13 protein-coding genes are annotated in these 15,918 nt (G+C 66.5%); 8 read left to right on the top strand and 5 right to left on the bottom strand.

Annotated elements, in window-relative coordinates:
- Positions 1-51: 51 nt before the first annotated feature.
- From mdh to V6M50_RS01745, 6 genes are all read left to right on the top strand, one after another.
- On the top strand, positions 52-1,014 hold the full coding sequence (gene mdh, locus V6M50_RS01770; protein WP_332816815.1) for a malate dehydrogenase: 963 nt from the start codon (positions 52-54) through the stop codon (positions 1,012-1,014).
- An 84-nt stretch (positions 1,015-1,098) separates the two neighbouring features.
- Positions 1,099-1,989, top strand: a complete 891-nt coding sequence (sucD, locus tag V6M50_RS01765; RefSeq protein WP_037517798.1) for a succinate--CoA ligase subunit alpha — start codon at positions 1,099-1,101, stop codon at positions 1,987-1,989.
- A gap of 92 nt (positions 1,990-2,081) precedes the next feature.
- Positions 2,082-4,904 carry a 2-oxoglutarate dehydrogenase E1 component gene (locus tag V6M50_RS01760; RefSeq protein WP_332816814.1) on the top strand — a complete coding sequence of 941 codons (2,823 nt, stop codon included), beginning with the start codon at positions 2,082-2,084 and terminating at the stop codon, positions 4,902-4,904.
- A 19-nt stretch (positions 4,905-4,923) separates the two neighbouring features.
- Complete coding sequence (gene odhB / locus V6M50_RS01755; RefSeq protein ID WP_332816813.1) at positions 4,924-6,156, top strand: 2-oxoglutarate dehydrogenase complex dihydrolipoyllysine-residue succinyltransferase; 1,233 nt, start codon at positions 4,924-4,926, stop codon at positions 6,154-6,156.
- A gap of 94 nt (positions 6,157-6,250) precedes the next feature.
- Entirely contained in the window at positions 6,251-7,648 is a 1,398-nt protein-coding gene (gene lpdA, locus V6M50_RS01750) for a dihydrolipoyl dehydrogenase (protein WP_332816812.1), read from the top strand.
- A gap of 27 nt (positions 7,649-7,675) precedes the next feature.
- Positions 7,676-9,010: an amidohydrolase gene (locus tag V6M50_RS01745; protein ID WP_332816811.1), complete on the top strand. Its 1,335-nt coding sequence runs from the start codon at positions 7,676-7,678 to the stop codon at positions 9,008-9,010.
- A gap of 7 nt (positions 9,011-9,017) precedes the next feature.
- On the opposite strand, the gene V6M50_RS01740 is transcribed toward V6M50_RS01745, so the two are convergent.
- Entirely contained in the window at positions 9,018-9,482 is a 465-nt protein-coding gene (locus V6M50_RS01740) for a GFA family protein (RefSeq protein WP_332816810.1), read from the bottom strand.
- A gap of 67 nt (positions 9,483-9,549) precedes the next feature.
- Here V6M50_RS01740 and V6M50_RS01735 point away from each other — a divergent pair, with 67 nt between their 5' ends.
- Both V6M50_RS01735 and V6M50_RS01730 read left to right on the top strand, forming a co-directional pair.
- A complete protein-coding gene (locus V6M50_RS01735; protein WP_332816809.1) occupies positions 9,550-10,173 on the top strand; it encodes a trimeric intracellular cation channel family protein in 624 nt (207 codons plus the stop codon).
- Positions 10,174-10,241: 68 nt separating this feature from the next.
- On the top strand, positions 10,242-11,147 hold the full coding sequence (locus tag V6M50_RS01730; protein ID WP_332816808.1) for an alpha/beta fold hydrolase: 906 nt from the start codon (positions 10,242-10,244) through the stop codon (positions 11,145-11,147).
- Between the two features lie 29 nt (positions 11,148-11,176).
- Here the strand turns inward: V6M50_RS01730 and sppA are convergent, their stop codons facing one another.
- The 4 genes from sppA to V6M50_RS01710 all read right to left on the bottom strand — a co-directional run bounded on the left by sppA (position 11,177) and on the right by V6M50_RS01710 (position 15,872).
- The gene (gene sppA / locus V6M50_RS01725; protein ID WP_332816807.1) at positions 11,177-13,159 is read right to left on the bottom strand and encodes a signal peptide peptidase SppA; all 1,983 of its coding nucleotides are present in this window, start codon (positions 13,157-13,159) and stop codon (positions 11,177-11,179) included.
- Positions 13,160-13,236: 77 nt separating this feature from the next.
- A complete protein-coding gene (locus tag V6M50_RS01720) occupies positions 13,237-14,136 on the bottom strand; it encodes an NAD-dependent epimerase/dehydratase family protein (RefSeq protein ID WP_332816896.1) in 900 nt (299 codons plus the stop codon).
- A 17-nt stretch (positions 14,137-14,153) separates the two neighbouring features.
- Complete coding sequence (gene proB / locus V6M50_RS01715; RefSeq protein ID WP_332816806.1) at positions 14,154-15,260, bottom strand: glutamate 5-kinase; 1,107 nt, start codon at positions 15,258-15,260, stop codon at positions 14,154-14,156.
- A 60-nt stretch (positions 15,261-15,320) separates the two neighbouring features.
- Positions 15,321-15,872, bottom strand: a complete 552-nt coding sequence (locus V6M50_RS01710) for a TetR/AcrR family transcriptional regulator (protein ID WP_332816805.1) — start codon at positions 15,870-15,872, stop codon at positions 15,321-15,323.
- Positions 15,873-15,918 lie beyond the last annotated feature (46 nt).

Raw genomic sequence — 15,918 nt, 5'->3', positions numbered from 1 at the left:
ACCGGTCTGTGAAGCATTGCCGGGCTTGCCAGGAAGGGAGTGCCGCGCGCCATGGGACGCAAGAAGATCGCTTTGATCGGAGCCGGAAATATCGGCGGGACGTTGGCGCTGCTCGCCGCACAGAAGGAACTCGGCGACGTCGTCCTGTTCGACGTGGTCGAAGGCGTGCCGCAGGGCAAGGCGCTCGACCTGTCGCAGGTCGGTCCGGTCCAGGGCTTTGACGCCAAGATCACCGGCACGAACGATTATGCCGACATCGCCGGCGCCGACGTCATCATCGTCACCGCCGGGGTCGCCCGCAAGCCGGGCATGAGCCGCGACGATTTGCTCGGCATCAACCTGAAGGTCATGAAGGCCGTCGGCGAAGGCATCAAGGCCAACGCCCCCGACGCCTTTGTCATCTGCATCACCAACCCGCTCGACGCGATGGTGTGGGCGCTGCGCGAATTCTCAGGGCTCCCGCACAACAAGGTCGTCGGCATGGCCGGCGTGCTCGATTCGGCGCGCTTCAGCCACTTCATCGCCGATGAATTCGACGTGTCGGTCAAGGACGTGAACACCTTCGTTCTCGGCGGCCATGGCGACACGATGGTGCCGGTGGTGCGCTATTCGACCGTCAACGGCATCCCCGTTCCCGACCTCGTCAAGATGGGCCTGTCGAGTCAGGACAAGATCGACGCGATCGTCAAGCGCACCCGCGGCGGCGGCGGCGAAATCGTCGCGCTGCTCGGCACCGGTTCGGCTTTCTATGCGCCCGCAGCTTCGGGCATCGCGATGGCCGAAGCCTATCTCGGCGACCAGAAGCGCATCCTGCCCTGCGCCGCCTATGTCGACGGCCAGTACGGCCTCGACGGTCTGTACGTCGGCGTGCCGGTGCTGATCGGTGCCGGCGGCGTCGAGAAGATCGTCGAGATCGCACTCGACGATGCTGACAAGGCAGGCCTGCAGGTGTCGGTCGACGCGGTCAAGGAACTGCTCGACGCGTGCAAGGCGCTGGATCCCAGCCTCGCCTGACTTTTTGTTCCCCGGCGAAAGCCGGGGCCCAATCCCCAGATGGACCCCGGCTTTCGCCGGGGAACGAGAAACGGAACGACACGCATGAGCATTCTCATCGACAAGAATACCAAGGTCATTACCCAGGGGATGACCGGCGCCACCGGCACTTTCCACACCGAGCAGGCGCTGGCCTATGGCACGCAGATGGTCGGCGGCGTGACGCCGGGCAAGGGCGGGACGACGCACATCGGCCTGCCCAACTTCAACACCGTCGAAGAAGCGAAGGCCGCGACGGGCGCGACCGCGAGCTGCATCTATGTTCCGCCGCCGTTCGCCGCGGACTCGATCCTCGAGGCGATCGACGCCGAGATGGAGCTGATCGTCTGCATCACCGAAGGCATTCCGGTGCTCGACATGGTCAAGGTGAAGCGCGCGCTGTCGGGTTCGAAATCGCGCCTGATCGGCCCGAACTGCCCCGGCGTGCTGACCCCCGGCGAGTGCAAGATCGGCATCATGCCCGGCAGCATTTTCTCGAAGGGCAGCGTCGGCGTCGTCTCGCGCTCGGGCACGCTCACCTATGAGGCGGTGTTCCAGACCACGAACGTCGGCCTGGGCCAGACGACCGCGGTCGGCATCGGCGGCGACCCCGTCAACGGCACCAACTTCATCGATGTGCTCGAACTCTTCCTCGCCGACGAAGCGACCAAGTCGATCATCATGATCGGCGAAATCGGCGGCGACGCCGAGGAGCAGGCGGCGCAGTTCCTGATCGACGAAGCCAAGCGCGGCCGCAAGAAGCCGATGGCAGGCTTCATCGCGGGCCGCACCGCGCCTCCGGGCCGCCGCATGGGCCATGCCGGCGCGATCGTGTCGGGCGGCAAGGGCGACGCCGAAAGCAAGATCGCCGCGATGGAAGCCGCGGGCATCAAGGTGTCGGCGAGCCCGTCGGAACTCGGCTCGACCCTCGCCGAAGTGCTGAAGGAACGCGTTTGATTTAAACGCCCGCCGGCAACGGTCGTTGCCGGCGGGCGTTTGCTCCCCACATCCTCCCCGGAGCCATTTCTCTTCAGAGAATGGGAAAGACAATGAACCTCGAACGACAAAGCTTTGACATCGACGAGCCGCAGGCGGGCCCGAGCTGGGCACCGAAAAACTGGCCGCAGATCGACAGCGACGACCTGACCGCCGCGCTCGACCCGCAGCAGATGCAGGTCCTGGTGAAGGCGGCGGCGGCGAAAGCCGGCGCGCCGCTGTCGAACGCCGAAGTCGAACGCGCGGCGGACGATTCGATCCGCGCGATGATGCTGATCCGCACCTATCGCGTGCGCGGGCATCTCGCCGCCAATCTCGATCCGCTTGGCCTCAGCACGCGCGAACTGCCCGCCGACCTGACGCCCGAATTTCACGGCTTCGTCGGCGCGGATCAGGACCGCCCGGTATTCATCGGCGGCACGCTGGGGCTGGAAAAGGCGACCATTCGCGAAATCGTCGCGATCCTGCGCGCCAATTACTGCGGCAATGTCGGCCTTGAATATATGCACATCGCCGACATCGAGGAGCGCCAGTTCCTGCAGGAGCGGATGGAAGGCGCCGACAAGATCATCGAATTTTCGGTCGAGGGCAAACGCGCCATCCTGAATAAGGTGATCGAGGCTGAGGAGTGGGAGAAATTCCTCGCGCGCAAATATGTCGGCACCAAGCGTTTCGGGCTCGACGGCGGCGAGAGCATGATCCCCGCGATGGAATCGATCATCAAATATGGCGCCCAGTACGGCGTGCGCGAGATCGTCTATGGCATGGCGCACCGCGGGCGCCTCAACATGCTCGCGAACGTCATGGCGAAGCCGTATCAGGTGATCTTCCACGAATTCGCCGGCGGATCGGCGAACCCAGACGACATCGGCGGTTCGGGCGACGTCAAATATCACCTCGGCACCTCGACCGACCGCGAGTTCGGCGGCGCGTCGGTGCATATGTCGCTCGTTCCCAACCCGTCGCACCTCGAGGCGGCCGATCCGGTCGTGCTCGGCAAGGTGCGCGCGCAGCAGGTGGTGCGCGACGACCTTGAAAAGCATGAGCAGGTGCTGCCCGTGCTGATCCACGGCGACGCGGCGTTCGCGGGGCAGGGGATCGTCTGGGAATGCCTCGGCTTCTCGGGCATCCGCGGCTACAACACCGGCGGCTGCATCCACTTCATCGTCAACAACCAGATCGGCTTCACGACCAGCCCGCAGTTTGCGCGCTCGTCGCCCTATCCGTCGGACGTCGCAAAGGGCGTGATGGCGCCGATCCTGCACGTCAACGGCGACGATCCTGAAGCCGTGACCTTCGCGTGCAAGCTCGCGATCGATTTCCGCCAGCAGTTCAAGCGCGACGTCGTGATCGACATGTGGTGCTATCGCCGCTTCGGCCATAACGAAGGCGACGAGCCTTCGTTCACCCAGCCGCTGATGTACGCCAGCATTCGCCAGCATCCGCCGGTATCGCAGCTGTGCGCGGCGAAGCTCGAAGCCGAAGGCGTGATCGATGCCGGCTGGGCCGACGCCCGCCGCGCCGAGTTCGTCGCGCGGCTCGAAGGCGATTTCGAAGCGGCGAAAAGCTATAAGCCCAACAAGGCCGACTGGTTCGCCGGCCGCTGGTCGGGGCTGCATGCCCCCGCCGATCCCGAAAACGCCCGCCGCAACATCGCGACCGGCGTCAGCGACAAATTGTTCGACTCGATCGGGCGTACGCTGACGACGATCCCCGGCGACCTCGACGTGCACAAGACGCTGCGCCGCGTGATCGACGCGCGCGCCGCGATGTTCGCCGACAAGAGCGACAATGAGGTGTTCGATTGGGCGACCGCCGAAAGCCTCGCCTTCGGCACTTTGCTCAGCGAAGGCTATCAGGTGCGCCTGTCGGGCCAGGATTCGGGCCGCGGCACCTTCAGCCAGCGCCATGCCGTCTGGGTCGATCAGAAGGACGAGCGCAAATATGTGCCGCTGACGACCGTGCCGCACGGCCGGTTCGAGGTGCTCGACAGCCCCTTGAGCGAATATGGCGTGCTCGGGTTCGAATATGGCTATGCGATGGCCGACCCCAAATCGCTGGTCCTGTGGGAAGCGCAGTTCGGCGATTTCGCCAACGGCGCGCAGATCATGATCGACCAGTTCATCGCGTCGGGCGAGGCCAAGTGGCTGCGCGCCAACGGCCTCGTGATGCTGTTGCCGCATGGTTATGAAGGGCAGGGCCCCGAACATAGCTCGGCGCGTCTCGAACGCTTCCTGCAACTGTGCGCGGGCGACAATATCCAGGTGTGCAATATTTCGACCCCGTCGAACTATTTCCACGTCCTGCGCCGCCAGATGCTGCGTCCGTTCCGCAAGCCGCTGATCATCATGACGCCCAAGTCGCTGCTCCGCCACAAGCTCGCGGTATCGCAGCGCAGCGACTTCATCGGCGACGCGCATTTCCGCCGCCTCATGTCCGACCGTACGCCGCCGGAGGACAAGGACGTCAAGCGCGTCGTCCTCTGTTCGGGCAAGGTCGGTTACGATTTGATGGAAGCGCGCGACGCTGCGGGCCTCACCGACACGACGGTCATCCGCGTCGAGCAGATCTACCCCTTCCCGGGTGAGCCGCTCAGCGTCCGTTTGAAGCGCATGCCGAAGCTCGAAGAGGTGGTGTGGGCGCAGGAAGAACCGCGCAACAACGGCGCGTGGTTCTTCGTCAACGAACTGATCGAGGACGCGCTGGCCGAAGCGGGCAAGAAGGGCATGCGGCCGCGCTACGCCGGCCGCACCGCCGCGGCGTCGCCCGCGACGGGCCTGATGAGCCGCCACCAGACCGAGCAGTCGGCGCTGGTCGCCGACGCGCTTGGCCTCAGCGTCCGCGCCGAAATTCGCCGTACCAAGAATAAAGCCTGAGCCCCAAGGAACTGCATCCATGAGCACCGAAGTCAAAGTCCCCACGCTGGGCGAAAGCGTTACCGAAGCGACGATCGGCGAGTGGCTGAAAAAGCCCGGCGAAGCCGTCGCGCTCGACGAGCCGATTGCGAGCCTTGAAACCGACAAGGTTGCGGTCGAAGTGCCGTCGCCCGTCGCGGGCGTGATGGGCCAGCAGCTCGCCGCGGTCGGCGATACGGTCAATGTCGGCGCGGCGATCGCGACGATCGAGGCGCGCGGCGCTGCCGCTGCTCCGGCTCCCGCTCCCGCCGCTGCGCCGGCGAAAGCCGAAGCGGCCGCTCCTGCGCCCGCGACGGCTGCGCCCGAAGATGCCGGCGACGGCGTCACGACGCTGTCGCCTGCGGTGCGCCGCCTTGTTCTCGAGCACGGCGTCGACCCGACCAAGATCAAGGGCACCGGCAAGGACGGCCGCCTGACCAAGGAAGATGTGCTCGCCGCCGCCAACGCGGCGCCCGAGCCTGTGCCCGCGTCGGCCGCCGCTGCCCCGGCTCCTGCCGCCAGCGGCGCCCCCGGCCGCCGCGAGGAGCGCGTCAAGATGACGCGGATGCGCCAGACGATCGCCAAGCGGTTGAAATCGGCGCAGGAAACCGCGGCGATGCTGACGACCTTCAACGACTGCGACATGTCGGCGGTGATGGCGACGCGCGACAAATATCGCGAGATGTTCGAGAAGAAGCATGGCGTGCGCCTCGGCTTCATGAGCTTCTTCACCAAGGCCGTCGCGCTCGCAGCGCATGACATTCCCTCGGTCAACGCGCGCATCGACGGCGACGAAATCGTCTACCACGACTATCTCGACGTCTCGGTCGCGGTCAGCGCCCCCAACGGCCTCGTCGTGCCGGTCGTGCGCAACGCCGAAAGCCTAGGCTTCGCCGACATCGAAAAGGCGATCGCCGACCTCGGCAAGCGCGCCAAGGACGGCACGCTGACGATGGACGATATGACCGGCGGCACCTTCACCATCTCGAACGGCGGCGTGTTCGGCGGCCTGATGTCGACCCCGATCATCAACCCGCCGCAGTCGGCCGTGCTCGGCCTCCACCGCATCGAGGATCGCCCCGTCGTTCGCAATGGCGAGATCGTGATCCGCCCGATGATGTATCTGGCGCTGAGCTATGACCACCGCCTGATCGACGGGCGCGAAGCGGTGACCTTCCTCAAGACGATCAAGGAAGCGATCGAGGATCCGACGCGCCTGCTGATCGATTTGTAATTTCACATTATCGTCATGCTGAACTTGTTTCAGCATCCATGGTCCGGCCATGGACCCTGAAACAAGTTCAGGGTGACGAGAAGAGAGGCGAAAAATGGCTGATTACGACTACGACGTCCTTGTCATCGGTTCGGGCCCCGGCGGTTATGTCGCGGCGATCCGTGCGGCGCAGCTGGGCCTGAAGACCGCGTGCGCCGAAGGGCGCGAGACGCTCGGCGGCACCTGCCTCAATGTCGGCTGCATCCCGTCGAAGGCGATGCTGCACGCGTCCGAATATTTCGACGCCGCCGCCAACGGCTCGATGGCGAAAATGGGCATCAAGGTGAAGCCCGAGCTCGACCTGGGGGCGATGCACGGCCAGCGCGTCGACGCGGTCAAGGGGCTGACCGGCGGCATCGAATTCCTGTTCAAGAAGAACAAGATCGACTGGCTGAAAGGCTATGCCGCCTTCACCGGCAAGGACAGCGTCGAGGTCGCGGGCAAGACTTATCGCGCCAAGAATATCATCATCGCCACCGGCTCGTCGGTCACTCCGCTGCCGGGTGTCGAGGTCGATAACGACAAGCAGATCATCGTCGATTCGACCGGCGCGCTCGAACTGGCGAAGGTTCCGGGTCATATGGTCGTGATCGGCGGCGGGGTGATCGGGCTCGAGCTCGGCAGCGTCTGGCGCCGCCTCGGCGCCAAGGTCACCTGCGTCGAATTCCTCGACCAGATCCTGCCCGGCATGGACGGCGACGTCCGCAAGGAGGCGAACAAGATCTTCAAGAAGCAGGGCATCGAGTTCAAGCTCAAGACCAAGGTCACCAAGGCGGCGGTCAAGGGCAAGAAGGCGGTGCTCACGCTCGAGCCCGCCGCCGGCGGCGAGGCCGAAACGCTCGAGGCCGATGTCGTGCTGGTGTCGATCGGGCGGAAGCCCAACACCGACGGCCTCGCGCTCGACAAGGCGGGGATTGCCGTCAACCAGCGCGGCCAGATCGAAACCGATCATGACTTCAGCACCCAGGTTCCCGGCATCTGGGCAATCGGCGACGTGATCCCCGGCCCGATGCTTGCGCACAAGGCCGAAGACGAAGGTATCGCCTGCGCCGAGAATATTGCGGGGCAGACCGGCATCGTGAACCATGATGTCATCCCGTCGGTCGTCTATACCTGGCCTGAAATCGCCGGCGTCGGCCTGACCGAAGAGCAGGCGAAGGAACGCGGCGAGGTCAAGGTCGGCAAGTTCCCGATGATGGCGAACAGCCGCGCGAAGACCAACCACGAGCCCGACGGCTTCGTGAAGGTCATCGCCGATGCGAAGAGCGACCGCGTGCTCGGCGTCTGGTGTATCGCCAGCGTCGCGGGCACGATGATCGCACAGGCCGCGCAGGCGATGGAATTCGGCGCGACGTCCGAAGACATCGCATACACCTGCCACGCGCACCCGACGCACAGCGAAGCGATCAAGGAAGCCGCGATGGCGGTGACCGGCAAGCCGATCCACATCTGACGACTATGAATTAGGGGAGACAGGAGAATGGCGAAGCACTGGCTGGGGGCAGCGGCTTCGCTGGCTCTCCTGTTTCCCGCTGGCGCGCAGGCCGCGCCCGACCTCGCGGCGGCGAATGCGCGGCTGACCGCGCTGCTCGACAAAAATTATCCGGCGCTTGAGGCGATCTACAAGGATTTGCACCTCCATCCCGAACTCGGGATGCAGGAAGTTCGCACCGCGGGCATCCTGGTGCAGCATTTGCGCAAGGCGGGCTTCGCTGTGACCGAGAAGGTCGGCGGCACCGGCGTCGTCGGTGTGCTGAAGAATGGCGACGGACCGACGATCCTCATCCGCGCCGACATGGACGCGCTGCCGATGGAGGAAAAGACCGGGCTTGCCTGGTCGAGCAAGGCGCGCGCGACCTATGAGGGCAAGGATGTGCCCGTGATGCACGCGTGCGGCCACGACACGCATGTCGCCTATCTGGTCGGCGTTGCGCAGGCGCTGAGCGCGATGCGCGACAGCTGGTCGGGCACGGTGGTGCTGATCGGCCAGCCCGCCGAAGAGATACTGAAGGGCGCAAAGGCGATGCTCGACGATGGGCTGCTGACGCGCTTTCCGAAACCCGACTACGGCTTTGCCGCGCACGTCCTGAACGGCCCGACCGGAACGATCGGGATCAAGGCGGGCACGGCCTTCTCCGCATCGGACAGCTATTCGATCATTTTCCACGGGCGCGGCGGGCACGGATCGATGCCGTCAGCGGCGCTCGATCCGATCCCGATTGCCGCGCGCTTCGTCACCGACGTGCAGACGGTGATCAGCCGCGAAAAGGATCCCGCCGCGTTCGGGGTGCTGACCATCGGCGCGATCAACGCCGGCAGCGCGCCCAACATCATCCCCGACAGCGCCGAGGTGAAGGTCAACATGCGCTCGCTGACCCCCGAGGTGCGCGAACTGCTCCGCGCCGGGGCGCAGCGTTCGGCCAAGGCGGCGGCATTGATGGGCAACGCGCCCGAACCGACGATCACCTATCTGAGCGGCACCGCCAGCCTGGTGAACGACGAGTCGATGGCCGCCAACGGCTTCGCTATCCTGAAACCGGTGTTCGGCGACCGGCTCCTCTTCGCGCCCGCCAGTGCCGCGCCTGTTTCGGCGAGCGAAGATTATTCCGAATTCGTCGATGCGGGCATCCCGTCGCTCTATTTCGCGATCGGCGGTTATGACCCCGCAGTGCTCGCCGATCTGAAGGCGAAGGGCCAGCCGGCGCCGACCAACCATTCGCCCTTCTTCGCGCCCAAGGCCGAGCCGGTGATCCGCAATGCGGTGTCGGCGATCGTCCTCTCGGTCATCGGCGGGGTGAGGCCGTCGCCCAAATAGGATCGGGTTACCCTGCAGCGAGGAGTGCGCGCCATCGCGCCTGCGCCTCCGCGCTCCATACCTTCTCGGGCGACGGATAAAATTCGGCGAAGATCTTATCATCGTCGGGCAAGACGACCCAAGGTTGTTTGCTGTTCGTGAAGATGTGCACGTCGGGCGGGCACCGCGCCGGATCGTCGAGCGTGCCGACGCGGACGAAGGCGGAGCGGCGGCCCGAACCGGAATAGTGACTCCACAGCGCGACACGGCATAGCGGGCAACGCGCTATCTCCTGGCCCTTGCCGCTTTCCGATGGCGTCATGACATAATCGGGCGTTCCCGCGACCTCGAGGCGGTCGCTTTCGACCACCGCATTGAGCACGAAGGCGCTGCCGGTCTCGCGCTGGCACCAGCTGCAATGGCAGCAATGGACGATCATCGGCGGCGTTGTCATCCGGTAACGTAGCGCGCCGCAGCTGCATCCGCCTTCCATTGGCTCCTCTCCTCCCCGTCTCCCGGCCCATTGTGCCGTCCCCCGTGCGATGATAGCGCCGCGGGTGATGGATACGCAAACGCTCGTCCGCCTGCTCGATCTCGCCGGGATCGCCGTCTTCGCGCTTTCGGGTGCGCTGATGGCGGTACGGCTGCGGCAGACGCTGGTCACCGCGGCCTTCTTTGCATTGGTGACCGGGGTTGGCGGCGGCAGCGTGCGCGACCTGTTGATCGGCGCGCCCGTCTTCTGGGTGCAGGATGGGGCGATCGCCGCGGTGTGCATCGCCATCTCGCTCGTCGTCTGGATGACCCCCGAACGCTGGTGGCATGGGCAATTGCTCGAATGGGCCGACGCGATCGGGCTTGCGGCCTATGCGGTCTTTGGTACCGCCAAGGCGCTTGCCTGGGGCGTGCCGCCGGTGCCCGCGCTGCTGATGGGCGTCATCACCGGCTGCGTCGGCGGCACCATCCGCGACATATTGGCCGGCGTGCCGTCGATCATCGTGCGCCCCGAAATCTATGTCACCGCGGCGGCGCTTGCTTCGGGCCTGTTCCTGCTGTTGCTTTGGATCGGTGCCGGAACGCCGGTTGCGGCGGTTGTCGGCGCGGTTGCGGGCTTCATCCTGCGCGGCGCGGCGATCCGCTGGTCGCTGGCGCTGCCCGCCTATCGCGATCCCAGGGCCGACCGTTAGGCTGGCCAGCTTGACGTTGGCGTCAACTGCGCCATGATAACAGAAATCTGACAAGGGATTTCCGCAGCATGACGACAGCGCAGACGACCGCCAACGGCATCAGCATTACCTATGAGGACAAGGGGCCGAAGGACGCACCCGCGATCCTGCTGGTGATGGGGCTCGGCGGGCAACTGACCCTATGGCCCGACGAGTTCGTCGATGCACTGAGCGCGCATGGTTTTCGCACCATTCGCTATGACAATCGCGACGTCGGCCTGTCGACACGCTTCGAGGCCGCGGGTGTGCCGAACATCAAATGGATGGTCGTCAAATCGATATTCGGGCTGCCGGTGCGCCCCGCCTATACGCTCGCCGACATGGCGGCCGACGGCATGGCGTTGCTCGACCATCTGGGGATCGCGCGCGCGCATATCGTAGGGGCGTCGATGGGCGGCATGATCGCGCAGCATATCGCCGCGCGTTATCCGGGTCGTACGTTGTCGCTTACCTCGGTGATGTCGACCACCGGCAACCGCCGCCTGCCGCGGGCGCAGAAAGAGGCAATGCAGGTGCTCGCGAACCGCCCGATGAGTGGAGATCCCGAGGATATGATCGCCTATTCGGTCCGCGCCGCGCGCGTGATCGGTAGCCCAGGCTATCCGGCGGCGGAGGAACGGTTGCAGCGCCGCGTGCGCGCCGATTTCGAGCGCGGTTTCTATCCACAGGGCGTCGCGCGGCAGATGGCGGCGATTGTCGCCGATGGCGACCGGCGTTCGCTGCTCAAGTCGGTCAAGGCGCCGACGCTGGTGATCCATGGCGAGGATGATCCACTGGTGCCGATCGCCGGCGGGCGCGACACCGCCGAGCATATCGCCGGCGCGCGGCTGCTGACGATCCCGGGCATGGGGCACGACCTGCCGCTCGCGCTGGTCGACACGCTGGCGGATGCGATTGCGGGGCATGCGAAGGAAACGGCGGCGGTGGCGGCGTAACCTCTCCCTTCCCGCTTGCGGGAGGGGAGCTAACGCAGCAGCAACGCCATCGTGGCGAAGAAGCCCTTGGCCTCGGCCTTGCCCGGCCGCGGCACGGCGGGCAGGTAGGCACGGCAATCGAGGCACGATGCCTGCACCGATCCTACCTCGGTCAGCATCGTCAGATCCTGGATCAGCCGCCGTTCGGTCAGCTGGCGATTCATCGCCGCGATGCCGAACCAGCCGCGCGGCAGCGCCGCGGTTTCCTCTTCGGCGCCGGACCAGCTCGCGAGCATCTTCGAAAACGCGCTCGGTTCGTCCTCGAAATATTTGGCGTGGAAATCGCCGTCGACCTTGGCGAGCTTCGCCGCCGCCGCCATCGCATCGGGCAGGCCGCCGAACTGGTCGACCAGGCCGATCTGGCGCGCGGTGCCGCCCGCCCAGACGCGCCCTTCGGCGATCGTCCGGATCTTCTCGATCGGCTGCTTGCGGCTCTTGGCGACAAGGCCGGTGAAGCGCGCGTAGATGTCTTCGACGCTCGCCTGCGCCAGCGCGTTGAATTCGTCGTTCACGCCGCCGAACACATCGGGCTGGCCCGACAGCGGCGTCGTCGCGATACCGTCGGCGTTGACGCCGATCTTGGCGAGCGCCTGGTCGAAGCTGGGCAGGATGCCGAACACGCCGATCGATCCGGTGATCGTCTCGGGCTCGGCAAAAATGCGGTCGGCGGGGGTGGCGACCCAATAACCGCCCGATGCCGCGACATTCGCCATTGATACCACGATCGGCAGCTTCTTCGCCTTGGCGGCGAGCAGCGCCTGGCGGATTTCCTCGGACGCGAGCACCGACCCGCCGGGCGAATCGACGCGCAGGACGATCGCCTTGATGCTGCTGTCGGCGGCCGCATCGAGGATGTGCTGGGCGATGGTTTCCCCGCCCGCGACGCCGCTCGGCGCCTCGCCGTCGACGATCTCGCCGACGATGGGGACGACCGCGATCGCGCTGCCCTTTTGTTCGGGCGGATTGGCGGCGACCCAGTTTTCCAGCGGGATCGCGCTATATTCCCACGGCTTGCTGTCGTCTGCCGCGCCGCTGATCTCGGCGACGCGGGTGCTGAACGCCATGCGGCTGCCGAGCTTGTCGACCAGCCCCGCATCGAGCGACGCTTTCGACAGGTCGTTGCCCGCAGCCTTCACCGCACCCGCGGTGTCGGCGATATAGGCGTCGATCTTGGCCGCCGGCCGAGCCTTTTTGACGTCGGTCAGCCAATTCTCCCACAATACGCTGGCATAGGCGAGATCGGCTTCCTTCGCCTCGGGCGACTGGTCGCTGCGCAGGAAGGGTTCGACCGCGCTTTTGAAGGTTCCGACGCGATAGATATGCGCGGTGATACCCAGCCGGTCCATCAGCCCCTTGTAATAGAGACGCGACCCGCCCGGTCCGGCGATCGCGACGCCGCCGATGCTGTCCGCCCAGATTTCGCTGGCGTGCGACGCGACCTGATAGCTGTCGGTCGTGTAGGCGGTGGCGAACGCGAGCACCGGCTTTTTCTTCGCGCGAACCTTGTCGACCGCGGCGCCGATTTCGGCGAGCGAAACCTGTCCGCCGCCAAGGAAGCGGTCGAGGTCGAGCACGACCGAGGTCACACGCTTGTCGTCGGCGGCGGTCTCCAGCGCATGGACGACATCGCGGGCGCGGATTTCCTTGAGCTGCGCGCCGCCCGACAGCACGGCGAGCGGGTCGACCTCTGACGGTTGCTCGCTGACGATGCCGTCGAGTTCGATCAGCAGCGCACCCTGGCTGACCGGCAGCCCGGCATTGGGGCGTCCAGCGAGCAAGCCGAACAGCAGGACGAAGAAGAGCAGCAGGAAGATGAGCGCAAGCGCGTCCTTGATCGCGACGAGCAGGTGCCACACCTTGCGCGGAAAGCTGGTCGTCGATTTGGGCTTGTCGTCGCCCGGCAGCGCCCGGCGCACGGGGATTGCCCAAGGGCCGGCGGGATCATTCGGGGTGTTCGCGGTGGTGTCGGTCATGCACCAAACCTAGGGACGCGGCTCGCCCTTGGCAATGCACGCTTCGACCGGCGGGCCACCGTGCCCCATAGGCGACGTCAGAGCCAGCCTTCGCGGCGATACCAGCGCACGGTTTCGGCCAGCGCGTCGGTGGTATCCTGTTCGGGGCGCCACAGGTCCGCCGGCGGGCAGGCGCCCTCGGCCGCGACCCAGTCGGGATGCGCGATATAGCGCGCGCGGTCGGGGGTCAGCTTGGCGCGGCTCCGCCGCACCATCTTGTCGAGCCGGCCGCCCGCCTTGAGCAGCGTCGCCGGGATGGCAAGCGTCGAGACATGGCTCCGCCCGACCGCGCGCCCGATCGCGTGCGCGAAGCTGCGGTGCGACCAGCCGCCCGCATGGCCGTCGTCGGGTTCGTAGATCGCGCCGATGCTGGCATCGCGGTCGGCGGCGAGCGCGACGAGCAGCCGCGCGAGTTCGTCGACATAAATCGCCGATATGCGCCCGCCCGGCGGCAGCAGCGCGATCCCGCGCCGCGCCATGCGGAACAGGTCGAGCATTTCGGTGTCGCCGGGGCCGAAGACCGCGGGCGGGCGCACGATCGTCCAGTCGAGCCCGCTCGCCTTGACGACGATTTCGGCGCGTTCTTTCGACCAGCCATAATCGGAGAGACCGGGTTCGCGCGCCGCGAGCGACGAGACATGGACGAAGCGCGTGACGCCCGCGCCGCGCGCCGCGTCGACGACATGGCCGGTCGCGGTCGCATTGCCCGCCTCGAACGCGGCGCGGGTCGGGACATTCACCACCCCCGCGATGTGCATGACGACATCGCTGCCCTGCGCCATTTCGGCGAGACTATCGGGCTTGTCGAGCGCGCCCGAAATCCAGGTAACGCCATCGCGCTCCGCTTGCGGTCGGCGGGTGAGCGCGCGCACCTGCCAGCCAGCCTCAACCGCCTGGCGCATTGTCGCGCCGCCGACGAAGCCGGTTGCGCCGGTCATCGCGAGCACCGGGATGGTCACAGCAGCACCATATGGTCGCGGTGGACCATGGCGCTTCGGGGGGCGTAGCCGAGCGCGGCTTCCTGCGCATCGCGGCCCAGACCGGCGATGCTCGCGGCGTCGGCGCCGGGATATTCGGAGAGGCCGCGCGCCACCACCAAGCCATCCGGACCCACAATGTCGAGCACGTCGCCGCGCGCGAAGGCGCCCGACACGCCGCTGACCCCCGCGGCGAGCAGGCTCGCGCCGCCGCGCAGCGCCCGGACCGCGCCCGCGTCGATCGCCAGCCGGCCCTTGGCGGTAAGCCCGCCCGCGAGCCACGCCTTGCGCGCGCTTGCGCCCTTTTCGGCGACGAACAGCGTGTGCCGCGCGTCGGTCGACAGCGGCCGGTCGATGCGCCCCGAAACAATGGCGAGATGCGCCCCCGCGGCATTGGCGATGCGCGCCGCGGCGATCTTCGACACCATGCCGCCCGATCCCATGCCCGACGCCGAGCCGGTATCGGCCATCGCTTCGATACGCGCATCGATACGCTCGACGCGCGCGATATGGACCGCGCCTTCCTTTGCCGGGTTGCGGTCGTACAGCCCGTCGATGTCGGAGAGCAGGATCACGCCGCCCGCTGCCGCTGCCTGCGCGACGCGCGCGGCGAGGCGGTCGTTGTCGCCAAAGCGGATTTCCTCGGTCGCGACGCTGTCGTTCTCGTTGATGACCGGCACCACGCCGAGGCTGAGTAGCCGGTCGAGCGTCGCGGCGGCGTTGAGATAGCGGCGGCGATGCTCGAGATCGTCGAGCGTCACCAATATCTGCGCCGCGGTCAGCCCTTCGGCGCCCAGCACCTCGGCCCAGACCTGCGACAGCGCGATCTGCCCGGTCGCGGCGGCGGCCTGCGCATCTTCCAGCGTGCCGCGCCCGCCCTTGGCCAGTCCCAGCCGCCGCGCACCGAGCGCGATCGCGCCCGACGAGACGACCGCAACCTGCTGGCCCGCGCGCGCGCGTTCGGCAATGTCGGCGGCAATGCCCGTGAGCCAGTCGCGGCGGACCGCGCCAGCCTCGTCGACGAGCAGCGCCGAGCCGATCTTGACGATCAGCCGGGGGCAGGCGGAAGGCGGGAAGAAAGACATCGCCCGTGCGTTAGCGTGCATCGCAACATGTGCCAATCGGCCGTGACGGTCACACCGAAATTATGTGGCGAGGCCGGGCGATGCGAGCAGCCCTCCGATCTCGTCGATCGTCGACATGTCGAGCGACGAGATCGAGGGATCGGCGACAAGCGCCTGACCGAGCACCGCCCAATAGAGAAAGGTCGCGCGCGCCATGGCTGGCGCCTTTTCGACACCAGCCGCACGGAGCAGTTCGGCAATATGGCGAACGCGCCGGGCATCGACCTCGGCCACCAGCCTTGCGACCTCGCTGTCATCGGCGCCCCACGCCCGCACCGCATGGTCCAGCCGCTGTCTGGTGCCGAAACCGCGGCGGATCAGCCGCCGCAATTGATCGGCGCCGGTGTCGGCGACGGGATGATCCTCGATGATCCGGTCGGTCATCTTTTCCCGCCATCGCGTCAAAAGCTGCGCGCGAAAGTCGGCTATATCACGGAAATGCCAATAGAAACTGCCGCGGGATACCGAGAGCGCCTTGGCCATCGGGTCCGCCTTGACGGCGTGAATACCGTCTTTCTCGAGCGTTTTCAGGCCGTGGTCGAGCCAATTGGTCTTCGTCAGGCGGTCGGTCATCGCCCCTCCATACATCGGTGTATTGACAATCGCCACCTATCGCCTA

This window comes from Sphingopyxis sp., from assembly GCF_036675685.1.
In the GTDB taxonomy this organism is placed as follows: domain Bacteria; phylum Pseudomonadota; class Alphaproteobacteria; order Sphingomonadales; family Sphingomonadaceae; genus Sphingopyxis.
The sequence above is the reverse complement of the archived record's forward strand: the minus strand, read 5'-3'. Positions and strand labels throughout refer to the sequence as shown.